The sequence below is a fragment of the Aliivibrio sp. SR45-2 genome (assembly GCF_963890165.1).
GTDB lineage: Bacteria > Pseudomonadota > Gammaproteobacteria > Enterobacterales > Vibrionaceae > Aliivibrio > Aliivibrio salmonicida.
In genome coordinates, this window is sequence record NZ_CAWPRC010000066.1 from 32,674 (window position 1) to 57,771 (window position 25,098).

Here is a 25,098-nt window from a genome sequence, read left to right on the forward strand (position 1 = left end):
TTCCATTACCAAGCTATTAGCTTGATGATGACAAAAGATAAAGTGTGCCGACTTAGCTCAGTAGGTAGAGCAACTGACTTGTAATCAGTAGGTCACCAGTTCGACTCCGGTAGTCGGCACCATCTTTTTCTCTTTAAGAGAAGTAATACCTGTTCCCTTTTAGTTCAGTTGGTAGAACGCCGGACTGTTAATCCGTATGTCGCTGGTTCAAGTCCAGCAAAGGGAGCCACCTTTAAAAACGCCGCTTGATAGCAATATCAAGCGGCGTTTTTGTATCTGTCATACTGTGTTTTTAGTTTTTATATCAAACGACAGCGTGTTCGTTATGATTGAATTTATTACTCACATGAGTTCAAAAAATCGTCAATTATCTAACATTTAACTATCATAAGCCTTTGGTTATTTTTATCCGCAGACTAATGTTATTCAAATAATGCTTTATTTTGACTGGTATGATTCTTTCGTATTAACTAATGCCTCATTCTTTTCTGTGTCTAATTTTTCTTTTAACCACAATCCAGATGTCTTCATAGCGTAAGCAAAGAAAACACCCAGAATAAGAGAAGGGATCACTACTTGCCAATTACCATTGGACGCGAAAGTTGCGCATGAACCAATGAAAGTTCCCGGAATGAAATTTAACCAAGATTTTTTTGCTTGCGCGCACATAAAGAAAGCGACAATCGCGGTTATTACATAGCCAATAATTTCTAAACTCATCATTGATGACAGTTTAATGATTACCATTGCCCAAAATACACCGCTTAGGTTTGTTGCAATACTTAACCCAATGCCTTTTATACCGTTTATAGGTGATGCGAAATAGGTGGTGCAACCAAGAAATCCAGCCCAGCTTAATAAACCTAAACTGACGGCTACCCAACCCCACACACCTGAAAGTATGCCTGTTGTAATAGCTATTGCGATAAGTGCACTCATTATGTAAATCCAGTTCTGATTGTCATTGTAGTTGTATAGTAATGATTTTCTTGTCGATATGAAGTGATTTAGATCGCTTTAATTGTTAGAGGTTACATTGCTTTCTTTTTAAATTGAGATGCCAATCGATTGCTATTAATATTTGTAACAATTAGTGAGTGTAAAAGAAAAATTGACTGTTTTAGAAATAAAACGACATAACTTGTTAAACTTTATTTACACTGGAAATAAGCGTTTTAGGTTCAATTAAATGCAAAGTGTTTCTAATAAAAATCAGTCTCTTACGTTATTTGAAATTATTATTGAGAGCTACCTCACGTTTATTTTTTTTTGATCGCTAAATTTAAATAAAACCCCATTCTGTTATTTGTTGATGCAAATCCCACTATTTTAATTTATACCGTGAATTATTCAATTTAGTGTGATTTAGACCATGAATTTGAATTTACTTAATTTTTAAAGATAAAAAACTTTTGTATTGTAATTCCAGATTTGAAATTTAATTACTCATAACGGAATTGATCTTATGTTTAAAAAAACGCTTTTATCGACCCTTATCCTTGCAGGCTTAGCGGCATGTTCATCAACAACGCCAGAGCAATCAACAGTTAACCTATTGGCTGAAAACCTAGATGTTAATTACACCGTGATTACTAACCAAGGTGCAGATGACGGTCTTGCTTGTAAAGATCTTCAAGCTGAATTTGCATCATGTAACAAAGTAAACATGACGCTAACCAATACAGGTGCTGCGGTTGATTCAAGTGATTGGACAATCTATTTCCACAGCATTCGTTTAATTCTAGATGTTGAAAATGACCAATTTAAAATTACTCGTGTAACGGGTGACTTACATAAACTTGAACCAACAGATAAATTTGATGGTTTTGCTGCTGGCGAAGAAGTCGTTATTCCACTGGTTGCTGAATATTGGCAGTTATTCGAAACTGACTTTATGCCAGGTGCATTCGTAACGGCTCCAGGTGCAGAAGCGCGTAATATCATTTCTTTAGATACTGAAAATACGGGCGATTATGTTGATGAAATCATCGGTGTTCAACTAAAGCGTACGCTTGCAGATAATAACGTAGTAGCAACAGCAAATACGCGTTTTGAGAAAAATGCAGATGTTGCTGAAGTAAATGCGTCTTCTCACATTATCCCAACACCTTTGAAGACAACATTAACGAATAAAACCGTTGATTTAGCGAAAGGCATCTCAATTACAGCTAACGGTATTGATGCAGACCAACTTGCAGCACTTAACCAACGTGCTGAATTACTAGGCCTAGAAACGGCGGGTGAATATCCAGTATCGGTAACGGTTGATAAGAACCAATTTAAAGATGGTGTATCTGGTGCATACACACTAGATGTAACTGAAGGTAAAACAACGGTTGTTGCTTTTGATGAAGCTGGCGCGTTCTACGGTGTTCAATCTTTATTAGCACTAGTAAGCCTAGACAGTTCAGAAATCCCGACTCTAAACGTAGAAGATGCTCCTCGTTTTGAATACCGTGGTGTAATGGTTGATGTTGCTCGTAACTTCCACTCAAAAGAAGCGATTCTTGCGACGGTTGACCAAATGGCAGCCTACAAGCTTAACAAACTGCACCTTCATCTAACAGATGATGAAGGCTGGCGTTTAGAAATTCCTGGTCTTCCAGAACTAACTGACCTCGGTAGCCAACGTTGTTTCGATGAATCAGAAACATCATGCCTATTGCCTCAATTGGGTTCAGGTGCTGATTCAGACAACTTCGGTTCAGGTTTCTTCACAACAGAAGATTACCTAGAGATCCTAACGTACGCTAAAAACCGTAACATTGAAGTGATTCCAGAAATCGATATGCCAGCTCACTCACGTGCAGCAGTAATGTCAATGGAAGCACGTTACACTCGTCTTGCTGCTGAAGGCAAGATGGAAGAAGCAAACGAATACCGTCTGATGGATCCAAAAGACGAATCAAACGTAACAACAGTTCAGTTCTACAACAAACAAAGTTTCATCAACCCATGTTTAGATTCATCGGCAACGTTCGTAGATAAAGTCATCACTGAAGTTGCTGCAATGCACAAAGCGGCTGGTGTTCCTTTATCAACATGGCACTTCGGTGGTGATGAAGCGAAAAACATCAAACTTCACGCTGGTTTCCAAGACATCAATGATGAAGAAAAAATCGGATGGAAAGGTGACTTAGACCTATCTAAACAAGATTTCCCATTTGCTAAATCACCACAATGTCAGTCTTTGATTGCAAGCGGTGAAGTTGCAGATTTCGAACACCTGCCAAGCCATTTTGCTGAGCAAGTATCGAAAATCGCAGCTAAACAAGGCATTCCACACTTCCAAGCATGGCAAGATGGCTTGAAACACTCTGAAGGCGCTGATGCATTTGCAACTGAATCTGTACGTGCAAACTTCTGGGATACTCTGTACTGGGGCGGCGGTGCTTCAGCATACGAATGGGCAGATAAAGGCTATGACGTAGTTGTTTCTAGTCCTGATTATGTTTACATGGATTTTCCATACGAAGTGGATGCGAAAGAGCGTGGCTACTACTGGGCAACTCGTGCAACAGATACTCGTAAGATGTTTGGTTTCGCACCAGAAAACCTACCTCAAAATGCGGAAACATCCGTTGACCGTGACGGTAACGGCTTTGAAAGTGCGGGCACAGTAACACCGAAGAAACCTTTCTACGGTTTGTCTGCGCAACTTTGGTCTGAGACAGTACGTACTGATGAGCAATATGAGTACATGGTATTCCCACGTGTTATTGCAGCAGCAGAGCGTGCATGGCATGAAGCGTCTTGGGAAAATGAATACAAAGCAGGTGTTAAATACTCTCTAGATACAAATCTAGTGAACAAGAAAGCACAGCTTGCTGATTGGACGAACTTTGCAAACACTATGGGTCAACGTGAATTAGCGAAGCTTGAAAGAGCGGGTATTGATTACCGTCTACCAATCCCAGGTGCAGAAATTGCAAACGGTGAATTAAGCATGAACATTTCATTCCCAGGTGTAACGCTGCAATATTCTGTAAATGGCGGTAAAACATGGGCTGCATACGATAATGCGAACAAACCAAAAGTAACGGGTGAGGTTCAAATTCGTTCAACATCATTTACTGGTGAGCGTGTTAGCCGAGTAACTAGCGTTAAATAATAGAGTTAGAAACAGTCATTAAATAATAAAACGGTACCTCTTTAATAAGAGGTGCCGTTTTTTAGGATCATAATGTCAGTATCGATTAACTTGTTGTACTTTTTTGAGTCAATTTTTTAGTTTGCTTCTTAGTTAAGATAAACAAGATACTCAATGTGGCAAGGTAAGTAATTAACTGTGCTAAACTTGGTTTTTCGGTATAACCAAAAATGACATGAACGAAAAGACCGAACCAATTAGTGTGATGATCAAGTAACGCTGTACTGTTCCACAATGGATTTATTATTGGGTTGATTAATCCTGCCGAGGTAAATTTACTTACCGCATTCATTGCCATACCAGCAGCTAAAAATGACATTAATACAGCAAAGAAATTGAAGACTTTACCTAAGTTTATTTTGATAAAACCAAAGTACATCGCAACACCACAAACAATAGCACCCACCGACCCAACTAAACTGCCAGTAAGTATAGATAACCCAGTGATTTCACTGTCACTTGTGAGGCCTAATAGAAACAGAACAACTTCGATGCCTTCACGGAAAACACAAAAGAAAGCGACTAAACTTAAAGAAAACAGAGGTTTGTTACTACTTTTAATTTCGCTAACAGAAGCTTTAATTCCTTGTGAGGCTTTCATGCCATTTGATTTCATCCAAATAACGGTATAACCGATAAGAATACTTGATAGAGCTAGAATGATCCCTCCTGTCATTTTCCCTTCTATTAATGTTGTGATTACCTCACTATTTAAAGCGGTAATAGCAAGTAATAAAGAGACCAAAATTCCGATGCTTGTACCTCCTAAAATCCATCTTGTTCTGTTTGGCATACCTTTGGTTGCAGCCAAAAGTAAAGATACAATAATGGCCATCTCTAGCCCTTCCCTAAATACAATTGTCATACTTGCAAACATAAAAAACATCCTGATTCGTTGAGTTGAATCATGGTAATGCAAATTATTATCAATGCTATTTGTATTTGTGGGTTCTTATATTGACAAAATGAACGATTAAAAAGGATCTAGAATACCTATCAAAAATGGAATCATTCTTTTAGTTTTTAAATGTTCATCACTATGCAGCTAACGTGATTAAAATTACGTAACTTTGCTGACAACATGTAATTTATGATTGTTATTTGAACACGTTGGGTTTTAGTGCCTTAAATATGCATATAAAATGGATCTTTATAGGTTTAAAATACATCTGTTGTTCTATTCATCAGCTTATACGCATTAATAAATATTTAAATAAACGGAATGTATTATGGCTATTTCTCGACGTACTTTTTTAAAAACATCCATTGCTACCGCGGTTGTCGGTGGCGGTGGTTTACTGATTTATCCGGCATCTAAAGTCTTTGATAATGAAGAGGTTGATGTGATCCCACATGCCAGTCATTGGGGACCATTTAATGCCATAGTCAAAGCGGGGGTACTTGTTGGTATTCAACCGCGTAAAGACTTAGACGCTATGCCAACTGAAATGCTAACTGAGGGCTTAATTGGGCGAGTATATGATAAAACTCGTGTTAAATACCCAATGGTAAGAGCCTCTTATCTTGCCGATCCAAAAGGCGATACTAAGCCGCACTTACGCGGTAAAGAACCGTTTGTAAGAGTGAGTTGGGAAACTGCGTTATCATTAGTCGCTGATGCGATTCAAACCACCGCTACAGATCATGGCAATGAAGCGATCTTCAGCAGCTCTTATGGTGGCTGGTCACACGCAGGCCTAATGCGGCCTCAAGTATTGCAAGGTCGATTCTTTAACTTGATTGGCGGTCAAAGTACCACTACTGGCGATTACTCAGGTGGTGCGTCTCAAGTGATCTTGCCGCATGTGATAGGTGATATGGAAGTATATTCACCACAAACTGCATGGCCTGTAATCGAAAAACATACTGAAATTTTTGTATTAATCGGTTGTGATCCTTGGAAAAATAATCGCATTGAATTTCGTGTGGCTGACCATCAAATGTACCCGCATTGGAAACAGTTTGCTGAGTTAGGTATTAAGTTTATTTCAATTAACCCACAACGCACTCGAACTGATGATGAGTTGGATGCTGAATGGGTAAAAATTGTGCCTAATACAGACACGGCTTTATTTCTTGCCATGGCACAGCATGTATATGTGAATGAACTCCATGATACGGCTTATCTGGATCGCTACACTGTCGGTGCTGATAAGTATATTGATCATCTGATGGGTAAGACGGATGGTGTTGTTAAATCTCCTGAATGGGCGGCAAAAATCACAGGAATATCAGCCGAAGATATTCAAAAAATGGCCACGAAATTTGCCACAAGTAAAACGCAATTTGCAGCAGGATGGTCACTGCAAAGAGCGGACCATGGTGAGATGGTTCATTGGGCAATCATTAATTTTGCTGCCATGTTAGGAAAAATTGGCAAGCCTGGGGAAGGCGTTGGTTTTAGTTGGCATTATGGGAATGGTGGAATGCCTCAATCAGGTAAAGCATTACCGGTAGGTTTATCTCAAGGTAAAAACCCAGTTAATGCAATTTGTCCTGCTTCACGCATCTCTGAAATGCTAATGAATCCGGGTAAGACCTTTACCAGAGATGGTATCGATTATGTTTATCCTGATGTCAAAATGGTTTACAACGCAGGTAATAATTTACTTTCACACCAACAAGATACGAATGAGCTTATTGAAGCGCTTAATCAAAAAGTTGAAACGTTTGTGTGCCAAGACCCATGGTGGTGTGCATCATCGCGTTACGCTGATATTGTATTGCCAGCAACCAGTACGTTAGAACGAAATGATCTCTCTTCTGGCGGAACTTACAGTAATGATAAAATTTATGCGATGCGCCAAGTTATCAAGCCTTATGGTGAAAGCTTAGATGATTTTGAAATATTTAGAAAACTGGCTGAGATCTTTAAGGTTGAAGATAAATTTACGGATGGTTTGTCTTTTGATGATATTTTAAAACGTGCTTATAAAGCCTCTTCTGCAACGTTATCGTTTGATGAATTTTGGAAAAATGGCGTAGCCTTACTACCTGTACCAGAAGTCGCTAATCATTGGGTAAGGCATGGTGATTTTTATCAAGACCCAGATAAGAATCCGCTTCATACCACATCAGGTAAAATAGAGCTGTATTGCCAAGATATCGCTAATTTTGATGTGAAAAACTGCCCGCCAATGCCAACGTTTTTAGAACCGTTTGAATATTTAGGCAATGCGAAACCGAATGAAGTTCACGTCGTTAGTCCGCACCCATACATGCGACTGCATTCTCAACTAGCCAATACCGAAGTACGTAAATATGAGAACGTACAAGGGCGCCAGTATGTTTTAATTAATGATCAAGATGCAGAGAAGCATGGTATTCGTTCAGGGCAACTCGTTGAGATATTCAATGAACGTGGGCGAGTGATTGCAGGAGCAAAGGTATCAGATCAAATAATGCCAGGAGTGATCAGTTTAGAAGAAGGCGCGTGGTTGCAATTTGATAGTCAAGGACGTTGTAACAGTGGTGCAATTAATGTGCTGACATCAAGTCAGGCATCGAGCGATTTAAGCCAAGCAACCAGTGCGAATACGTGTTTGGCGTATATCCAACGTTGCCGAGATCCTGAGTCTTCAAATTTGGCGTTTGAACCACCAAGAACCATAATGGTAGATAAAGATTTCAGTATTGGAAAAATAGATGCCACGTTGGGTGCTAAAAATGCTGCAACGAGGGATACCAAGCAAAGTATAGGCGAGGCGTTATTTTATCAACGCTGTACTATGTGCCATTCAGCTAAAGATCCTAAGCAATATACGAAAGTGCAATGGAAAGGGATAACGAAAAGTATGTTCCCTCGTGCAGGGTTAAACCCATTAGAGCGTGAAGAAGTGATGGCTTTTCTGGAAGCAAATGCCAAGGATGGAAAGTAAAGGTTTATAGCATAAAAAATAAGAATAGATGAATAAGGTCTGTTGTCTCTTATTTCATCTATTCTTATTTTTTTGAGGGGGAAACATTACTTCCTGTAAACATTAGCTATTTTAGTTAATCGAAGTGTCTCATTTTTGATATTTCAACCCTTATTTATTGTAATTATATTGCTATAGGCATAGTTCTTTCTAATTAAAATAGAAATGCCTTAATTAAGCGGTTTTATTATTGATAATACTCGCATAATAATAGATAGGGAATATGATGACATCAATTTATTTTAACAAAAGTATCGTTATGATCTCGATGCTTTTTTCTATCATACTTTATATTTTAGTTGTGATATTAACGTCTAACTACTTCCTTTCTAATGAAAAAAAATCATTTACTATTCTGGTGAATAAAATTGATAACGCGAAGAATATTACTTACCTAATATCTCAATATATTGAAGGCAGACTATTAATTAAAGGTGCCTTTAAAAATGAAAAAGAAGTGAATGGAATCGTAGAGAATCTGAGTAAATTAAGGTATAGCACTTATGGGAATACGAATAGAACAGATAGAACAAACCATATTATAGGCTTTCTTTACGACATTAACTACGATTTACCCTCTTTGATTAGGCGCGGTGGTGATAGTTACTACCGTTCATACAATGATGAGTTCCTCTTTACAACTCGCCCTGTTGATGATTACAAAAAATTTTTTTCTAAAGATGCATGTGAGGTTCAAAAAACATGCTCATTATTTTCGAGTGAATTTTTATTAAAAGATAGAATTCTTGTTTCTAACATTTATGACAGTTATTTTGATGAGAGCAAATCAGTTATATCAATATCATCACCTGTTTATTTTCTTGGTAATGTCATTGGTGATTATAATATGGATGTAAATATAGCCAGTGATTTCTTATTAAATAAAAACATCAAATATATGGTGGATAAAAATTTAAAGAAAATAATTACGCTAGAGCAAAAAAACATATTTTTTAGGAACTTTTCATACTCTATAGAGCGAACAATTAGTAATAATTTAGTTATAAAATATAATATTCCTATGTATATCTTTTTCAAAGATACGTGGTTTGTTTTCTTTTTATTCGTTTGTATTTCTTATCTATTTTTAGTGAAAAACATCAAAATTTCAAATAATAAGAAAGAGTTAAGTGAAATGAGCGAAAAATCCAATATGGATGAGTTGACTAAAATTTCAAATCGAACGCTTTTATCCAAAATAAAAGAGAAAAATGATATGGATGATTGTCTGTCTGTGATCTCGATTGATGGTAACAACATAAAGAAGATCAATGACTCGTTTGGCCATCATATTGGTGATGAAGCGATTAAACATATTGCGTCGTCAATGCAATTTGTCTTTAGAGAAAATGATTACTTGTTTAGAATCGGAGGGGATGAGTTTCTGGTTATTTTAATGAATTGTCCTTTAGATAAGGCTCAAGAACTGGGGTATAAATTAAAAGAAAACACAAAAAATAAACCTTTTATTATTAATGATTTATCAATAACTATATCAACGGGGATTGTTAATAAAGATAAGAACATGACCATTGACGAAGCTTTGAAATTGGCGGATGTTCAGCTCTATAAAGATAAAAGAAATCAACAGCATGGCATCGTTTTGAGCTAAACACTGATAGTGTTGCAAGGCTCGCTGATAATATCGAGAAAGTAGAATGGCAGGCTCAACACATTTATTTTGATTATATTGAATGAACATTATCGTTTAGCTATAAAAAACGGCACACTTTAGAGGTGCCGTTTATAGTTATGTTAATACGGTATTAGTTATGAAAACATATCCAATAACCAATAGCTCACAGGGTTATCTGGGCATTGGTATGGGCCACATTCTACAAAAGTAGAAAGGACATTAACCAGTACAGCAACAATAGCTAAGACGCAGGCGAATTTACCGAATGCATTCATTTGGTAAGTATCAGTAGACCAATCGTTATTCCAAAGCATAAGTAATACAGCAACACCCACAATCGCCATCATAAAGATAACAAATGCCCATGTGTAGTAATGCATACCTAAAATTGGGCTACCAAATCCTGGAGTTCCAGGGATTACGTGAAGTGATACTTGGCGTAATGCGGTTGCTGCACCAAACAGCGCACCGACAAGAATAACCCCGTAATGACGTTGTTGCGTGCCATAAATAATGTTTAGCATAAAGCCAAACATAACCATAACAAAACCAACTCTCTGAAGCAGACAAAGCGGACAAGGAAGCTCATTCCAAGCGACCTGAAGTACTGAACCCATCAATAATACAAACGTAATACCGAGCAGGCCAAGGATATTTAATAACGTTACATTTTTACTGTTCATACATGCACCTATAATAAAATGGACAGAGGATCTGTCGCGTGATGATGAAACCAGAACAAGCCAATAATGACCGATACCGTAAATAGAATGTAACTGATATTTTTTTTGCCACTAAACGCGCAGAGCATCGCAACGAGTAGTAGCAAGAAGATTAAACTCATCATAAGTTAACACTTCCCTTAAGTTATTATTTTGATTAATTACCCTAAATCATTACGTTGATTTATGAGTACCTGACTTTATTTTTACTTTCTGAGATCTTAAATATAGATTAAAAATTACATAAATTCATAACGTTGAATTGCAATGGTCAATCTGATCTACTTTTTCATCAACCAGTCTAAAAGAAGTCAGTAGGCTTGTAGAGTCACTTTATTGGAGCGGAAGAGATATTTACGGTGTTTTAGCTGAAAAGTTCGAATCTGATAGGTGCTATCAATAATAATGATTTTTATGGTGATTTACTCAATCAAATTTAACATTTAAGATCTTAACCAGAGTGTTGAAATGGTATTTTTTGAGTAGAGGTTGAATCACATGTGAAGATAAATAATATAATGAACAGATAAATAAAAATATATTCGATACTTTTATCCCAAAGGTGAACATATCCGCTTAGTTATTAAACAAATGTTCATGACTGAATGCCTACTAAAAATGGAATATAACATTTAGTTTTTAACGATCTAGCGTAGTGTTCTATATATGGTGTATATTTCTTGTTATCAAGGAGGGTATATTGTTGACATATTTATATTATCTTGTTTTTAGAATCCAATTAATTGAGTGTGTTTTTATTTTTTAGTATACAAATAATGTGACAAATAAATACCTTTGTTCTGCCAAGAATAATATCTTACTGCTGAATCTTTACTCGAATACATTGTTTTTTTACATTTCATACACTCAATAAAATATATCCCTTCTTTTATTTTCATTACATGTAAATTTCTTGAATGACATTTAGAACAGCTTAATCTATTTATTTTTGACGCTTTATCTATTTTTCGACAGAAAGATTCTAGATCATCATTTTCTAGAGAATTGTATATTCCTTCTGATTTTTCCTCTTTTGAAATCAAGCTGTTAATGGCAAATGAGTAAATTGCTGGTATTTTGCATGAATTTGATTCTATGCTATTTATTTTAGATAAAGGTACTCCGAACAGTTTTGCAAGGTAAGCAGTATTAAGTTCAAGTAAAAAACGAGCAGCAATGAATTTATAATACGTATTAATATCATACATAGCTATGTCCCTATATTAATTACTAACCAATAATATATTGGCGTTTAAAAATACAATTGTTTGTTTTTATTATCTCAATCGAGATATTTATTTTTAGAATATAAATTACGGATTGAAATAATGCAACTGTATATTTACAGCATGATATAAATGTCAACTATGTTAAAAAGGTTAAATTTAGTAACAGATTCTATAGCGATCTTAATTATATGCGTGCGTAAGTATCACCTTTTATTTTTAAATGAAAGTAATGAAATCGTATATTTATAAAATAAATTATTAATAATATTAATCTTGTGAATGAGATCAACAAATTACTCTTGATGTTGTTCTTCATATTCTAAATCTTTTAATTTCGGTTCTGTCATTCAAACAGAAGAAATTAATTATGAAAAATTTAAGCATTGCGATAAGTAATAATCTTGGTGATTACTTCATGCCTCTCGCTGATATGTTGGTTGAAACGTTTAACCGAGAATTAAGACCGATTGATACTGTCGCATTAACGGATGTGAGTGCTGTTATTCTTTCCCTTGATGATGTGTCAGGTAAGGTACATCAACAAATTGAAGAAACGTGTTATGGCATTCCTGTTTTTGTTATTTGTGGTGACGGTACTCGCCAACTTTGCTCTTGTGATTATGCAAAAGTAACCAGTGTTATTGATTTAACTCAACAATCTATTTCATATTATTGCCGTCAAATTAACGAAGCTGCTCATAAATACGAATCAAAAGTGTTGCCACCATTTTTTGAAAAAATAACCCGATATGTTGATCAAGGGAATGCGGCGTTTGATTGTCCTGGACATCAAGGTGGACAGTTTTTCAAAAAACACCCTGCAGGTAAACAGTTCTACGATTTCTTTGGCGAGAATTTATTCCGAAGTGATTTATGTAATGCGGATGTGGCATTAGGGGATTTGCTAATCCATGAAGGTCATGCGTGTGCAGCACAAAAACACGCTGCAAAAGTGTTTAATGCAGATAAAACGTACTTTGTTCTTAATGGGACATCTGCATCAAACAAGGTTGCTTGTAATGCAATTTTAACTCCGGGAGATTTGGTGCTATTTGACCGAAATAACCATAAATCAAATCATCACGGTGCGTTATTTCAAGCGGGTGGGATTCCTGTCTATTTAGAAACAGCTCGAAATCCATACGGATTTATTGGTGGTATTGATGAACATTGTTTTGATGAAAGTTATATTCGCGATCAAATTGCAAAAACAGATCCAAAAAGAGCAAAAGAAGAACGTCCATTCAGAATGGCGATTATTCAATTAGGAACCTATGACGGTACGATTTATAACGCGCGTTTTGTGATGGATAAAATTGGCCACTTATGTGATTACATTTTATTTGATTCTGCATGGGTAGGCTACGAGCAATTTATTCCAATGATGAAAGATTGCTCTCCATTATTGTTGGATTTAAAACCTGAAGATGCAGGTGTTTTGGTTACTCAATCGGTTCATAAGCAACAAGCTGGTTTTTCTCAAACCTCCCAAATCCATAAAAAAGACCGTCACATCAAAGGACAAGCTCGTTACTGTAATCATAAACGCTTCAATAATGCCTTCATGATGCATGCGTCAACCAGCCCATTTTATGCTTTATTCTCAGCATTAGATGTGAATGCCAAAATTCATGATGGTGCATCTGGCCGTAAGTTATGGCATGAGTGTGTAAAAATTGGTATTGAAACGCGTAAAGAATTATTGAATAGCTGTGAATATATTACGCCATTTATTCCTGAAATAGTTGATGGCCAATTATGGCAGGACTATGACACGGAATTAATTGCGAATGAGAAAAAATTCTTCTTATTTAATCCTGAAGACACATGGCACAAATTTGAAGGTTACGGTAAGGAACAATACTTTGTTGATCCATGTAAATTGTTATTAACGACAGCAGGGATTAATGAACACGGGGATTATGCTGAGTTTGGTATTCCAGCAACGCTACTCGCTAACTTCTTACGTGAAAATGGCATTGTTCCTGAGAAGTGTGATTTGAATTCTATTTTGTTCTTGCTTACACCTGCTGAAGACATGGCGAAAATGCACCAATTGGTGGCACAAATTAATCGATTCGAACAATTTGTGAAAGAAGATGCTCCATTGCAAGTGGTGTTACCAACCGTGTATGAAGCAAATAAAGAGCGTTATAAAGGTTATACAATTCAACAGTTATGTCTTGAAATGCACAATATGTACCGTGAGTTGAATGTAAAAGAGCTGCAACGTTGTATGTTCCGTGAGGCTTATTTCCCTGAAATGAAAGTGCTTCCTCAACAAGCAAACACTCAGTATTTCCGTGGAGAGTGTGAATACGTCGAACTGAAAGAAGCAACGGGACGAATCGCCGCTGAAGGTGCACTTCCTTATCCTCCTGGTGTGCTATGTGTGATCCCTGGTGAAGCGTGGACCTGCGAAGTTACCCAATACTTCTTAGCATTAGAGGAGGGGATTAACCAATTCCCAGGATTCGCTCCTGAAATTCAAGGTGTTTATTTAGAAGAAGTAAATGGCCGAACTACCGCATTTTGTTATGTCCTTAACGAATCAAACTAACAACTAATGAACGTGGTGGGAGCTCCTGCCACGTCACTCAGGGTGATCTTATGACACAAAAATCTAAAATGGGCGTAGTTCAACTTACGGTCCTTACTTTTATTAACATGGCTGGATCCGGCATTATTATGTTGCCAAGTAAATTGGCACAAGTGGGTTCCATCTCAATTATTTCTTGGCTTGTCACTGCGATTGGTTCGATGAGTTTAGCGTATGTTTTTGCTAAATGTGGACGATTTAGTAAACGTCCGGGTGGTATGAATGGTTATGCCTCTTATGCTTTTGGTGATTCAGGCGCGTTCATGGCTGGATGGACTTATGGTCTTTCTTTATTGATTGCGAACATTGCGATTGCGATTACGTCGGTGGGTTATGCCCAAGCGTTCTTTGAGATCTCATTGACTCCGATTCAAACGTGTATAGCAACGATTAGTGTCTTGTGGTTATGTACTGTTGCAAATTTTGGTGGCGCAAAAGTTACAGGGCAAATCGGTACTTTTACGGTATGGGGCGTTATTTTACCTGTATGTAGCTTAGGAATAATTGGATGGTTCTGGTTTAGTCCTGAAATGTACGTTAACTCTTGGAATCCACACAGTTTACCCTTTGGTGACGCGGTGAGCGCATCGATAGCTATGACGCTTTGGGCGTTTTTGGGTTTGGAATCTGCCTGTGCAAACAGTGACTCTGTTGAAAATCCAGAGAAGAACGTTCCTATCGCAGTGCTTTGCGGTACGTTAATAGCGGCGGTGGTTTATATTGTCTCTACTAACATTTGTGCGGGTATTGTTGAAAATGGGGCTCTAGCGGCATCAACCGCGCCATTCAGTTTGGTATGGCAAGTTATGTTAGGGTCTTGGGCTGGTAAGGCGGTTGCTGGTTTAGCTGTAATTGCTTGTACTGGGTCTTTACTAGGGTGGCAGTTTACTATCGCCTCTGTGTTTAAAAGCTCGGCTGATGAAGGTTTCTTTCCAAAGGTATTCTCTGAAATTGATAAACGAGGAACACCTGTAAAAGGAATGATCATTATTACGGTGATTCAAACGGTATTATCGCTAATGACAATCAGTCCAACGTTGAACGAGCAATTTGAATCGCTAGTCAACTTAGCGGTGGTTACCAACGTCGTGCCTTATATCCTATGTATGGCAGCTATCTTCATTATGCAAAAGTTCGCTCATGTTAGTAAAAAAGAGATGAGTAAAACGAATTTTATTGCGGTTGTGGCAGCAGTATACAGTTTCTATGCTCTTTATGGGGCAGGTTATGACGCAATGATGTGGGGGTCTATTGTTACTTTCCTTGGTTGGACTATGTATGGTTTTATTGCATACAAACATGAAGACGTAGAAGCAGAAGAAGTTAGATAGAAGTGGATACTGTCTCATTAAAATACGTTGACGATTTTTAATCAGAAGCTAAGTGCTCATGCGCTTGGCTTTTTTATGCATTTGATTTGGTATCTTCATTTCAATCAATCATTGGTGGGTTAATGTTATTTTCATTTAACGTAAACGGATAAACTTTGAGTAATATTGTGCCCCTTGATCTGAATCGATAAATAATGAGCCTACAAATAAAAAGCCCTTATGTACTTTGCGTGCATAAGGGCTTTATTTTTGTAGGGCGAACTTTTTGTTATTGCATTAACGTTAACTATTAATTGTTATAAAATCTGTTGATTAGCTTTCTGGTAACCATGTTTGTTCAGAAACGACTTTTTGATTTTTGAAGGTTAATTGTTCTACTTTATCACCATGATTATTCCAATGGGTGAGTGAACCGTCTTTGATTTTTCCTTCATCATAGCTTGCTTGAGTCGCTTTCTTACCATTTGCATAGTAGCTGGTGTATTGGCCGTCTTTTTGGCCATCATCGTAGCTAATGGTTAGGTTTTTCTCGCCGTTGTCATACCAACGTGTTGCTTTTCCATCTAGCTTATTATTCTTGTAAGTGAACTCTGTTTTTTTCTGGCCATTTGCATACCAAGTTTGCATTACGCCTTCAAGCTTACCGTCGTTATAGTTCAGCTTAGAGGCCATTTGACCGTTCGGGTACCAATTACTTTCGGTGCCTATTTCTAACCCTTTATTAAATGCCACTTTTGTTGATATTTGTCCGTTATCGTATTTTTGAACAAACTGACCAGTATAAGGGCTGTCTTGATTTACTTGATAAGCAACACCGTTACGCATTTGTAAATAATCAGCAGTATCTGCCTTTGGCGCTGTTGCCGCATAGCTAGCACCAGAAACTGCACTAAGAGCAAGTAGGACAGGAATATATTTCTTCATTGTGGCACCTCATTTTTTGGCTAACATTTCACATTCGTTGCGTGACTTTTAACTTAATATTGCTTTCATCATTTTTATTATTTTGATGTTGAAAGCTAAGCTGGTATTCAATATTCCACTTATTTTCGTTAATGTCAGTACCGAATTTGGTAGTCATATTTTCCATTTATGAGGGCTTAATTTGGGGAACTTTTCGCGAAATTTAAGGTAGTTCTAGTGGTTCTGTTTCACAAAGTCTAAGAAGGTTCGGTCTGCTTTTGAGAGATAACCATTCTTTCTCCACGCAATAGAGATATCTAAAAATATAGGGTCACTAAAAGGAATAGAGACAATATCAGGTTCGTTTTCTGTGGCTAACTCAAGTAATGCACTGATGGCGAAATCCCGTTTTACAATTTTCAAAATAACAGGTAATAGGTTGGTTTCAAAAGAAAAATCGGCAGTTAAGTTTTCTTGCTCACATATGGCATCTAGTCTTTCTCTGTGAAAGTAGCCTTGTTTAAACATCACTAACTCTTGAGAGAAGAACTCTTTAAAAGATAAGGTTTTCTTTTTTGAAAATTCGTGGTCTGTGCTTACCACCGCAACCATTTGAGACCGAACTAAATGGTCCGAATCGAGCGCTTCGGGTAAGTCACGAACTTGAGTAATGCCTAAATCTATCTCCCCATCGAGCAGCATTTTTTGTATAGATTGTGCGCCTGCTTCAATCATGGTGAGTTTTAATTTTGGGTATCGACTTTTGAAGGCCATTAAAACATCAGGGAAATAATAAGTCCCCATGATACTAGGGACACCTAATCGTACTTCCCCTTTCTCTAGTCCTCTTAGTTCTTTCATTGCAAGAGTTGCATCATCCAATTGCTGAAGAATGAGTTTTGCATGAGTCAGTAAAATTTCACCTTCATGGGTGAGTGCTATTTTTCGTTCGTTGCGACGAAAGAGTTCAAGCTCTAGCTCGTTTTCTAATTTCTTTATTGCAACACTGAGCGCAGGTTGTGCAATATGCAGTGCTTTGGCTGCATGAGTAATATTTTGATGATCTGTAACTGCAACAAAGTACCTTAGTAATCTTGTATCCATCCGCATTGCCTCGCCATAACTAAAAACTATTAAAACGATAATTATTATATATTTTCACTATTCCAATGAACTTGCTACTGTTTTGATATTGTTTCCTAATGATGATCACTAAGATGATTGAATTTCGCAGTCGAGCATATTATCAAGTAAGTGCCGCATTGGCCTTTGGCTCGTTTTTGGTATTTTGTAATTTGTATTTGTTTCAACCAATGCTTCCTGCACTGGCGGATCATTTTGCGGTATCTGCAACTAAAATTAACTGGCTACTTGCCGCTGGAACATTCACTCTTGCGTTAATGCTACTGCCTTGGGCTATTGCTTCTGAGATGATAGGGCGTCGAAAAATCCTATTAATCAGTCTATTTTTATTGCCAGTGATCGGATTAACGCCATTACTAACGAACAACCTAATGTTGTTGATTATTAGTCGGGGGTTAATGGGTATGGCATTGGCAGGTTTTGCTGCGGTAGCGGTGGCTTATATGGCAGAAGAGTTTTCGGCCAAAGCATTCAGTCACGCCATTGGTGCTTACATTAGTGCAAATTCTTTAGGTGGGATCTCTGGTCGTATTTTTGGAGGCATGGTTACCGACCATTTTGATTGGCAAACTGCTGTGTTTTGCATGGCGGTACTCAGTTTGGTAGGGGCTATCATCGTGGCGCTTGTACTTCCGAAGAAAGAGCAACCACGAGATAATGCGCCTTCGTTATCTCAATATCATCGAATTATCTTTCAACATTTAAGAAATAACAAAATCTTGTTTGCGATACTCATTGGTGGCGTTAATTTCGCTTTGTTTGTGAATTTATACACCGTAACAGGGTTTCGATTGGTGGCCGAACCTTACTCTTTGCCAATCAGTATCGCTTCTATGATTTTCTTATGCTATTTGTCTGGCACGATCAGCTCAAGACTGGTTGGAATGTGGTGTCACCGTTTTAGTGCGGTATCTGGGATGTTTCTTGGTTCGTTGATCAGCTTATGTGGGATGTTAATTGCAAGTAATAGTTCATTAGTTGTGATTCTAATTGGTTTGAATGTATTAAGTTTTGGTGCTTTTTTTACACATTCATTGGCGTATGGTTGGGTGAGTCAGCAAGCAGTAACGGCTAAATCGACAGCGACGGCGTTATATCTGGTTCATTACTATGTGAGCGGGAGTCTTGGTGGATTTTATTTGATGTATTGTTGGCAGCACGGTGGCTGGGATAGGGTTATTTTAGGCGCAGGTGCATTGTATGGCGTGATATTTTGGTTATGTTGGCGTTTGTATCACCACACCCATACCAAGGCGGCATGGGCATAGTAGAAGATAAGATTAAAGACTAAAAATTTGGAATCCATTTTTTCCTGAACGTTTGATGTAATACATTGCTTCATCGGCATTATGCATTAGGTCATTGATGTTAGTGCCGTGTTCAGGGAAGAAGGCAACCCCAATGCTTGTGTTTAGCATGTATTGCTTATTATCAAGCGTGAGTGGTTGATGGGATAAATACAAATACGCTTCAACCTGTGAAATGACTTCTTGTGTGTCATTAACATCATAAATCAGGACTGCAAACTCATCTCCACCAATACGAGAAACATACGCATTAATAGAAAAAGCATATTCTAAATTTTTAGAGATAGCTTTTAATGCGAGATCCCCAACGCTATGACCAAAGCTGTCATTGAGATCTTTAAAACCATCAAGATCAATATAGATCAGAGCTAGCTTTGATTCGAATCGTCGGGCGTGTTGCATTTTCCAATGGAATAATTTTTTAAAATATCCGCGATTAATTAAGCCGGTTAAACTGTCGTGATGTGCCAATTTTCGTATTTCATTATGATCGATGCGTTTTTTAAGTTGCAGCTGCGCGATAATGTAAGACATGCACAATGAGAATAGAATCATACTGCCTAAAATATGCAAATCATTCGATGAGGTATTCGCAATGGTCCATTTTGTTGAATTCGGCACAAAAGTGATTAAACGCCAACACGTATCTTGTTTAACAATGTGAATTGAATTAGATGAATCGATATTTTTTGGGTACGAGAATACCGAATCAAAAGTAAGCACGCCAGAGCTGATATCAACTTGGCCTGACGCTTTGTGATTTAAACAACGGTATGTTTCTGGGTAAATAGCGGAGTATTTTTTCTCTTCATTATTAGGAAACATGAAGGCAAATTCTAACTCTGGTCTTCTGTCATAGAACAAGAAATAATCGTTATGATTGATTAGCATATGATGATCATTCTGGTTCAAATTAAATATCTTTAATCCATCCAGTAAGTGTTCTGCTAAGTAGTTGAGTATAACAATCCCACGTTTTTTACCATTGTCATCATAAACAGGCGTGGCAAGGCGGAGCATCGGCTTATGTGGGATTTCTATCTCGCCGTGCTCAATGTTGAGATCAAGTGCTGAGATGTAAACATCACCATCATGCAGCTTTAAACTGTCTTTCACGTAATAACGATTCGCTTTATTTTGTAATTGTGCCTTAGGGACAATAGAAGGATCTCCGTCATTATAATTAACTCGGATAATTTCATTGCCTTCTAGATCAATATAACGAAGTTGGTCATACAAACCTTTACGTAAACTTAATGCAAGTGCATTGGCTTCTGTGAGTTCAATTAGCTTTTTATTATGGATATTATAGGCATGATGTATCTCAATAAAGTCTGACAATAATAAGAGGTCTTGGCCGATACTATCAAGAGTCATTGAGATGTATTTCTTCTGTGCCGCAATAATTGCTTTCTGTTCAGATTTTATTTTGTTAACGTTTATTTCATTCTCTGAGTACTTGTAAAAATAGAAAACAGAAAATAATAAAGAAAAGAATAATAAGAATAACACGATAAAACGTGGCCAAAAAAAGAAGGTATTAGGCTTATTTAATTCCATGATGTAAATCGCTTACAAAAAATTAACAAATAATAAGGTAATTCAGCGATATACCGCATAAATTATGCGAGGAAAATCACTAAATTGGAAAGGGTAACGTGAGGAGAGACTTTATAATATATGAGCAGGTCTATCAATACCTATGGAATAGTTAATGAATATTAATTGATCTATTTTGTATAAACAATAAGGATTATTCAAAATAAAGTGTTATTCATTCACCGTGATTACATCGTTGACACAACTGCAACAAAATTCGTCATTAATTAGAATGTTAATAAGTATTTAATATATCTATTGGTTTTCTTATATATATTCAGTTAAGAAAACCAATAAATTATTAGCCAAATAAGGGTTTAATTTTTCGGCATTGGATAATTAATACTGATGTATTCTGGTTCTTCTATTCCAGAATCTTGATTTAATACTCGAGTCAGCGCAAAGTAATAATTCGCAAGTACATTAGCAAAACGAGGCAGGGTTTCTGGGATTTTTTTCGTGGTTAATTTATCTACTTGGACGAGTGCTCGAACCACTTTTTTACTTAAACTACGGCATTGGTGTAATTGAATTACTGCACCTGTACCTCTTGGTAATACAAAGCGTTTTGCATCATCGGTTACTTGAGATTTGAAGTGATATAAATCCGTGAGCAGTTCTTGAATATCGTCTTCAAAAATGCCACATTTCCCACGAATAGAACCATTTAAATTAAAGATCTTTGGTTGTAAACGTTCAAGTGATTCTCGAACCTCGCCTGAGGCTAATTGAGATAAAGCCAACCCCGTATAAGTACATAACTCATCGGTTAAAATTTCAAAATCACACAGTGGACTGTCTTCAAAAATAAAAGGGTATGAAAGCTCACCAACCACACCAGATGCTTTTAGTGCCATAATTAAATCACTTAGTTATCAATAAAGAGTGAACGTACTTTATCACGTCTACTCTAGGATTGATTATCCTTTTCTTGGCTAAGTAGATGCAAAATGTTGTCGTGATTTTTGTTGGTCATTTCAAGAGATAAGGCCGAATTTTCGATGGCTTTTGCCATGGTTGAAATATTGGTGGTGGCTTGCAATAAGGTGTTTTGCAGTGGGCGAAGAATAAACCAATAGAAGCAGGCAATAATGGCGACCAAGGCAAGAACAACAAGAGAGAGTAACAAAATAACCTTAAAAGTTAGATCATCAAAAAATTGTGAGCTGCTTTCTGAGAGTGTTTCTTTAGATTGCTTTAGAAAGGTCGGCAGTGTTCTAAGGGAATTGGATGAGATATCAACCAGATTATTAATATTTTCAATCGTTTGGTAAATGTGTTCTTGCTGCTCTGGTGTGAGGTTTCTATTTTTTGCGATTAGCTCAAGGGAGTTGGCCATTTTTTGCATCGCTTGTGCGCCTTGTTCAGCCGATTGCTCAAGGCCTTTTATATCAACAGTGGCATTAATGCTGACGAGTGGCTGAGTGATTTGTTCTTCAGTATTGGCAAAACTAACAGAAGCGAACATGGTTAATAGAAGCAACAACGTGTATTTCATTTTTTATCCCTTGAGTAATACATCCTATATAGAGTCACTATAGAAAGAAATCGCTTCTATTACTATGGGTTAGTCCGAATTAAACAAATGGTTTCAAGGTTTAAAGATAGAATATAGTGCCGCAGCAAAGTACAATACGCCCCATCTTCGGAATACGGTGAAACTCCGTAACGGGCGCGCCACTGTAAGAATACATTAAGTATTTAAGTCAGATACGAAGAGTTCGGTTTACAAAAAGTAAACTATTTTACTAGGTACGCGATTTACAGGAGTTACCATGCATTGGCCGGCGTTTAAACCTTTTCTCATCACGTTTTCGTTATTCTTGTCATTCTCATCAATGGCTGACACCATATATCCGCTCTCTTTAACCGATGGTTTAGGCAATCAAGTCATCATTGAAAAAGAGCCAATTAAGATCTCATCGAAAACGTTGTTTACTGACGCGGTATTATTAGAATTGGTTGATAATAATCGCTTATCCAGTCTAACTGATTTAGCGGATAACCCAAATTACTCAGCAGTAAAAGATATTCTTCCTAAATCGGTTCCGCTATTGGCGCTTAATGTAGAAATGATCATTGCGAATCGCCCTGATATCGTTTTTGTTGCTAATTGGAGCGATGCTTCAAAATTAGCCATTATTGAAAGTGCAGGTATTCCTGTTTATAGAATTCAAACCCCAAAAACCATCGCTGAAATTGAAGCCGAGATTTTACGTGTTGGTGATATTGTTAATCGCCGAGACGCTGCAGAAAAAGTGATTGAGATGATGCATTCTCGATTACGTAATCATTTAATTCATCCTAAGAAAGCCTTAAAAGCTCTTGATTATAATCCTTGGGGAACCTCAAGTGGCCAAGATTCCACGTGGGATGAAGTATTAGAACAAGCGGGATTAGAAAATGCGATTGAAGGGTTAGTCAGTGACAAATATGGGCAAGTGCCAGTATCAAAAGAAATGGTGATAGTGCTTAACCCTGATGTGTTGTTTATTCCAGCTTGGGTTTATGGAGATGATAATGGCGCTGAGCAATTTAGACAAGCGATCTTATCTGATCCATCATTACAATCGGTAACGGCGATCAAAGAAGGGCGGGTTTATCAAATGCCACATGTATTAAGAAGCGTGTATAGCCAGTACATTATTGATGCAATTCTATTCGTTAACCATTCTGCTTATAAGAAACAATGATGCCATTTTATCGATTAACGTCATTTCAAATATTGGTTTCAGTCAGCCTATTTATTGGGTTGTTTTTCACTTATCTAAGTGTCGGAGCTGTTCATATTCCAATTATAGATATACTTGCTATGTTTAAAAACTATGTGCTTGGTGGCAGTGAATTGGCGGCGAAAGAGTATCCTTTGGCCTCTGCCATTGTGTTGCATATTCGATTACCAAGAGCCTGTGCCGCAATATTAGCGGGTGGGGCATTGGCATTAGCGGGAGCATGTACGCAAGGCTTATTTAAAAACCCACTCGCGAGTCCTGATGTATTGGGGGTCAGTTCGGGCAGCAGCTTTGGTGCAGTGGTTGCGATAGTGACGGGCTTTTCATTTATGAACCCAATGTGGTTGCCAATTTTTACTACGGTGGGGGCGTTGGCAGCATCAGCGTTTATTTATGTGTTGGCTTCACGTCATTCGTCTTCTCAAATTTTGTTTTTAATCTTAACGGGGTTGGCATTATCTAGCTTGCTTGGCGGAGCTAGAATGGGTCTGCTATTAATGGCTCAACAATACGAAGTTAGCCAATTTGTGTTTTGGGCAATGGGGGGCTTAGATGGGCGTATGTGGCAACATTTGTTATGGCCTGCTCCCGTGATTATTATTGTGTCTATATTGCTGCTCAAAGAAAGTCGTTCATTGAATTTGTTAGCTTTGGGTGAAGAAAGTGCTCACGGAATGGGGTTAAACATCAAGAAAACACGCTTTAAATTATTGATGTTTGCAACGCTGCTTACCGCGATGTCGATAGCGATTGCAGGGCCGATTGGATTCATTGGGTTAATGGTGCCGCATTTGGTGCGTTTGCTTGTTGGCCCTGCTCATGAAAAATTATTGCCATTCTCAGCTATCTTCGGTGTGATTTTCTTACTTGTGTGTGATTTGTTAGGTCGCTGGATTATCGCGCCAAACGAATTAAAAGCGGGGATCATTACCTCCTTCATTGGTGGTTGTTACTTCATTGGCTTGATTATTCGATTCCAAAGAAAGGGGCGTTTAGCATGAAGCCATTACTAACCATCTCTAATTTGAGTTACCAAGTGGGTGCCAAAACGCTACTAAAAGACATTTCCTTTTCGATGAGTGCAGGTGAACTGGTTGGCGTGATAGGGCCTAATGGCGCAGGTAAAAGTACGTTAATGAAATGCATTAGTGGGTTTCAAGCGTATTCACAGGGAGAGATCGTTATTGACGGCGAATTGCTACCTAGCCTTTCTCATATTGACCGAGCATTAAGTATGAGCTATTTACCTCAATACAGCGAAGCAGCATTCCCATTCAGTGTGATGGAAACCATAGGATTAGGTTTTCATGCAAAGCAACAGAAAACACTGATCTCTAAAGCGGTGATTGAAGAGCAAAGCCAAGCCGCATTAGAAAGAGTCGGTATTGGGCATTTACATCATCGTACCGTGACTGATTTATCGGGCGGTGAGAAGCAGCTTGTTCACTTTGCTCGTTTATTGGTGCAAGGTACGCCATTAATGCTGCTTGATGAACCGACAGCCAGTTTGGATATTGGTCATGAATCGCAGTTAATGAATGTACTTCATCAAGAATGCAAAAACGGAAAGTCAGCCTTGGTTGCGATTCACAACCTTAATACGGCCGCAGAATTTTGTGATCGCTTAATTTTGATTAATAACGGTGAAGTGATAGCAGAAGGTAAGCCTAATGAAGTATTGAGTGAGGAGAATATCCGATCTTTATATCAAGACTTAGTGATGGTTTCTCATCATGCAGTGACAGGAAATACGATAGTGTCGCCGTATAAAAAGTAATTCAACATTTAGATAGTAGACATAAAAAATCCAGAGCCTCGTTTGAGAACTCT

20 protein-coding genes and 2 tRNA genes are annotated in these 25,098 nt (G+C 37.6%); 11 read left to right on the forward strand and 11 right to left on the reverse strand.

Annotated features, from left to right (window positions below; genetic code table 11):
- The first annotated feature begins 46 nt into the window (after positions 1-46).
- Positions 47-122, forward strand: a tRNA-Thr gene (locus AACV33_RS03115).
- Between the two features lie 31 nt (positions 123-153).
- Positions 154-229: transfer RNA gene (locus AACV33_RS03120), tRNA-Asn, on the forward strand.
- A gap of 209 nt (positions 230-438) precedes the next feature.
- On the opposite strand, the gene AACV33_RS03125 is transcribed toward AACV33_RS03120, so the two are convergent.
- Complete coding sequence (locus AACV33_RS03125; RefSeq protein WP_012551478.1) at positions 439-939, reverse strand: DUF1097 domain-containing protein; 501 nt, start codon at positions 937-939, stop codon at positions 439-441.
- 526 nt (positions 940-1,465) lie between these two features.
- On the opposite strand from AACV33_RS03125, the gene AACV33_RS03130 reads away from it, so the two are divergent.
- Positions 1,466-4,111 carry a beta-N-acetylhexosaminidase gene (locus AACV33_RS03130; RefSeq protein WP_182699846.1) on the forward strand — a complete coding sequence of 882 codons (2,646 nt, stop codon included), beginning with the start codon at positions 1,466-1,468 and terminating at the stop codon, positions 4,109-4,111.
- Between the two features lie 85 nt (positions 4,112-4,196).
- Here AACV33_RS03130 and AACV33_RS03135 read toward each other — a convergent pair whose 3' ends face one another.
- Positions 4,197-5,027, reverse strand: coding sequence for an FTR1 family iron permease (locus AACV33_RS03135; RefSeq protein ID WP_182699847.1), 831 nt, complete (start codon positions 5,025-5,027; stop codon positions 4,197-4,199).
- 352 nt (positions 5,028-5,379) lie between these two features.
- Here AACV33_RS03135 and AACV33_RS03140 point away from each other — a divergent pair, with 352 nt between their 5' ends.
- Together AACV33_RS03140 and AACV33_RS03145 are read left to right on the forward strand one after the other, a co-directional pair.
- Positions 5,380-8,028: a molybdopterin-dependent oxidoreductase gene (locus AACV33_RS03140; protein ID WP_017023399.1), complete on the forward strand. Its 2,649-nt coding sequence runs from the start codon at positions 5,380-5,382 to the stop codon at positions 8,026-8,028.
- A 262-nt stretch (positions 8,029-8,290) separates the two neighbouring features.
- Complete coding sequence (locus AACV33_RS03145) at positions 8,291-9,679, forward strand: GGDEF domain-containing protein (RefSeq protein WP_255458523.1); 1,389 nt, start codon at positions 8,291-8,293, stop codon at positions 9,677-9,679.
- A gap of 158 nt (positions 9,680-9,837) precedes the next feature.
- On the opposite strand, the gene AACV33_RS03150 is transcribed toward AACV33_RS03145, so the two are convergent.
- The 3 genes from AACV33_RS03150 to AACV33_RS03160 all read right to left on the reverse strand — a co-directional run bounded on the left by AACV33_RS03150 (position 9,838) and on the right by AACV33_RS03160 (position 11,633).
- Positions 9,838-10,386, reverse strand: a complete 549-nt coding sequence (locus tag AACV33_RS03150; protein ID WP_012552281.1) for a disulfide bond formation protein B — start codon at positions 10,384-10,386, stop codon at positions 9,838-9,840.
- An 8-nt stretch (positions 10,387-10,394) separates the two neighbouring features.
- Entirely contained in the window at positions 10,395-10,550 is a 156-nt protein-coding gene (locus tag AACV33_RS03155; RefSeq protein WP_182699848.1) for a DUF5993 family protein, read from the reverse strand.
- A 630-nt stretch (positions 10,551-11,180) separates the two neighbouring features.
- Positions 11,181-11,633, reverse strand: coding sequence for a hypothetical protein (locus AACV33_RS03160; RefSeq protein ID WP_023602588.1), 453 nt, complete (start codon positions 11,631-11,633; stop codon positions 11,181-11,183).
- Positions 11,634-12,021: 388 nt separating this feature from the next.
- On the opposite strand from AACV33_RS03160, the gene speF reads away from it, so the two are divergent.
- A complete protein-coding gene (gene speF, locus AACV33_RS03165) occupies positions 12,022-14,214 on the forward strand; it encodes an ornithine decarboxylase SpeF (protein WP_017023396.1) in 2,193 nt (730 codons plus the stop codon).
- A 50-nt stretch (positions 14,215-14,264) separates the two neighbouring features.
- Positions 14,265-15,584 (forward strand): putrescine-ornithine antiporter, encoded by a 1,320-nt coding sequence (gene potE / locus AACV33_RS03170; protein WP_023602587.1) that lies wholly within the window; start codon positions 14,265-14,267, stop codon positions 15,582-15,584.
- Positions 15,585-15,896: 312 nt separating this feature from the next.
- On the opposite strand, the gene AACV33_RS03175 is transcribed toward potE, so the two are convergent.
- The 3 genes from AACV33_RS03175 to AACV33_RS03185 are packed head-to-tail and all read right to left on the reverse strand — an operon-like array spanning position 15,897 to position 17,591.
- Complete coding sequence (locus AACV33_RS03175) at positions 15,897-16,508, reverse strand: toxin-antitoxin system YwqK family antitoxin (RefSeq protein WP_023602586.1); 612 nt, start codon at positions 16,506-16,508, stop codon at positions 15,897-15,899.
- Positions 16,509-16,536: 28 nt separating this feature from the next.
- Complete coding sequence (locus tag AACV33_RS03180) at positions 16,537-16,665, reverse strand: hypothetical protein (RefSeq protein WP_017023393.1); 129 nt, start codon at positions 16,663-16,665, stop codon at positions 16,537-16,539.
- A 56-nt stretch (positions 16,666-16,721) separates the two neighbouring features.
- A complete protein-coding gene (locus AACV33_RS03185) occupies positions 16,722-17,591 on the reverse strand; it encodes a LysR family transcriptional regulator (RefSeq protein ID WP_182699849.1) in 870 nt (289 codons plus the stop codon).
- A gap of 113 nt (positions 17,592-17,704) precedes the next feature.
- Here AACV33_RS03185 and AACV33_RS03190 point away from each other — a divergent pair, with 113 nt between their 5' ends.
- Positions 17,705-18,898, forward strand: a complete 1,194-nt coding sequence (locus tag AACV33_RS03190) for an MFS transporter (protein WP_023602584.1) — start codon at positions 17,705-17,707, stop codon at positions 18,896-18,898.
- 12 nt (positions 18,899-18,910) lie between these two features.
- On the opposite strand, the gene AACV33_RS03195 is transcribed toward AACV33_RS03190, so the two are convergent.
- The 3 genes from AACV33_RS03195 to AACV33_RS03205 all read right to left on the reverse strand — a co-directional run bounded on the left by AACV33_RS03195 (position 18,911) and on the right by AACV33_RS03205 (position 22,034).
- Positions 18,911-20,497 (reverse strand): sensor domain-containing diguanylate cyclase, encoded by a 1,587-nt coding sequence (locus tag AACV33_RS03195; protein ID WP_017023390.1) that lies wholly within the window; start codon positions 20,495-20,497, stop codon positions 18,911-18,913.
- Between the two features lie 356 nt (positions 20,498-20,853).
- Positions 20,854-21,393 carry an adenosyltransferase gene (locus tag AACV33_RS03200; protein ID WP_012552287.1) on the reverse strand — a complete coding sequence of 180 codons (540 nt, stop codon included), beginning with the start codon at positions 21,391-21,393 and terminating at the stop codon, positions 20,854-20,856.
- Between the two features lie 53 nt (positions 21,394-21,446).
- Positions 21,447-22,034, reverse strand: a complete 588-nt coding sequence (locus AACV33_RS03205; protein WP_023602582.1) for a hypothetical protein — start codon at positions 22,032-22,034, stop codon at positions 21,447-21,449.
- A 277-nt stretch (positions 22,035-22,311) separates the two neighbouring features.
- On the opposite strand from AACV33_RS03205, the gene AACV33_RS03210 reads away from it, so the two are divergent.
- The 3 genes from AACV33_RS03210 to AACV33_RS03220 are packed head-to-tail and all read left to right on the forward strand — an operon-like array spanning position 22,312 to position 25,045.
- Positions 22,312-23,229 carry an ABC transporter substrate-binding protein gene (locus tag AACV33_RS03210; protein WP_023602581.1) on the forward strand — a complete coding sequence of 306 codons (918 nt, stop codon included), beginning with the start codon at positions 22,312-22,314 and terminating at the stop codon, positions 23,227-23,229.
- Positions 23,229-24,269, forward strand: coding sequence for a FecCD family ABC transporter permease (locus AACV33_RS03215; RefSeq protein WP_182699862.1), 1,041 nt, complete (start codon positions 23,229-23,231; stop codon positions 24,267-24,269). The genes AACV33_RS03210 and AACV33_RS03215 overlap by 1 nt, the downstream gene beginning before the upstream one ends.
- Positions 24,266-25,045 (forward strand): ABC transporter ATP-binding protein, encoded by a 780-nt coding sequence (locus AACV33_RS03220; RefSeq protein WP_023602579.1) that lies wholly within the window; start codon positions 24,266-24,268, stop codon positions 25,043-25,045. Before AACV33_RS03215 ends, AACV33_RS03220 begins: the two co-directional genes overlap by 4 nt.
- Positions 25,046-25,098 lie beyond the last annotated feature (53 nt).

Excerpts from the sequence above, each read along its gene's own strand:
- AACV33_RS03180 (WP_017023393.1), bottom strand. The coding sequence starts at position 16,665 with ATGACTACCAAATTCGGTACTGACATTAACGAAAATAAGTGGAATATT.
- AACV33_RS03205 (WP_023602582.1), bottom strand. The coding sequence starts at position 22,034 with ATGAAATACACGTTGTTGCTTCTATTAACCATGTTCGCTTCTGTTAGT.
- AACV33_RS03210 (WP_023602581.1), top strand. The coding sequence starts at position 22,312 with ATGCATTGGCCGGCGTTTAAACCTTTTCTCATCACGTTTTCGTTATTC.
- AACV33_RS03145 (WP_255458523.1), top strand. The coding sequence starts at position 8,291 with ATGATGACATCAATTTATTTTAACAAAAGTATCGTTATGATCTCGATG.
- potE (WP_023602587.1), top strand. The coding sequence starts at position 14,265 with ATGACACAAAAATCTAAAATGGGCGTAGTTCAACTTACGGTCCTTACT.
- AACV33_RS03130 (WP_182699846.1), top strand. The coding sequence starts at position 1,466 with ATGTTTAAAAAAACGCTTTTATCGACCCTTATCCTTGCAGGCTTAGCG.
- AACV33_RS03215 (WP_182699862.1), top strand. The coding sequence starts at position 23,229 with ATGCCATTTTATCGATTAACGTCATTTCAAATATTGGTTTCAGTCAGC.
- AACV33_RS03140 (WP_017023399.1), top strand. The coding sequence starts at position 5,380 with ATGGCTATTTCTCGACGTACTTTTTTAAAAACATCCATTGCTACCGCG.
- AACV33_RS03220 (WP_023602579.1), top strand. The coding sequence starts at position 24,266 with ATGAAGCCATTACTAACCATCTCTAATTTGAGTTACCAAGTGGGTGCC.
- AACV33_RS03135 (WP_182699847.1), bottom strand. The coding sequence starts at position 5,027 with ATGTTTGCAAGTATGACAATTGTATTTAGGGAAGGGCTAGAGATGGCC.
- AACV33_RS03155 (WP_182699848.1), bottom strand. The coding sequence starts at position 10,550 with ATGATGAGTTTAATCTTCTTGCTACTACTCGTTGCGATGCTCTGCGCG.
- AACV33_RS03185 (WP_182699849.1), bottom strand. The coding sequence starts at position 17,591 with ATGGATACAAGATTACTAAGGTACTTTGTTGCAGTTACAGATCATCAA.
- AACV33_RS03175 (WP_023602586.1), bottom strand. The coding sequence starts at position 16,508 with ATGAAGAAATATATTCCTGTCCTACTTGCTCTTAGTGCAGTTTCTGGT.
- AACV33_RS03125 (WP_012551478.1), bottom strand. The coding sequence starts at position 939 with ATGAGTGCACTTATCGCAATAGCTATTACAACAGGCATACTTTCAGGT.
- AACV33_RS03190 (WP_023602584.1), top strand. The coding sequence starts at position 17,705 with ATGATTGAATTTCGCAGTCGAGCATATTATCAAGTAAGTGCCGCATTG.
- AACV33_RS03200 (WP_012552287.1), bottom strand. The coding sequence starts at position 21,393 with ATGGCACTAAAAGCATCTGGTGTGGTTGGTGAGCTTTCATACCCTTTT.
- AACV33_RS03160 (WP_023602588.1), bottom strand. The coding sequence starts at position 11,633 with ATGTATGATATTAATACGTATTATAAATTCATTGCTGCTCGTTTTTTA.
- AACV33_RS03150 (WP_012552281.1), bottom strand. The coding sequence starts at position 10,386 with ATGAACAGTAAAAATGTAACGTTATTAAATATCCTTGGCCTGCTCGGT.
- AACV33_RS03195 (WP_017023390.1), bottom strand. The coding sequence starts at position 20,497 with ATGGAATTAAATAAGCCTAATACCTTCTTTTTTTGGCCACGTTTTATC.
- speF (WP_017023396.1), top strand. The coding sequence starts at position 12,022 with ATGAAAAATTTAAGCATTGCGATAAGTAATAATCTTGGTGATTACTTC.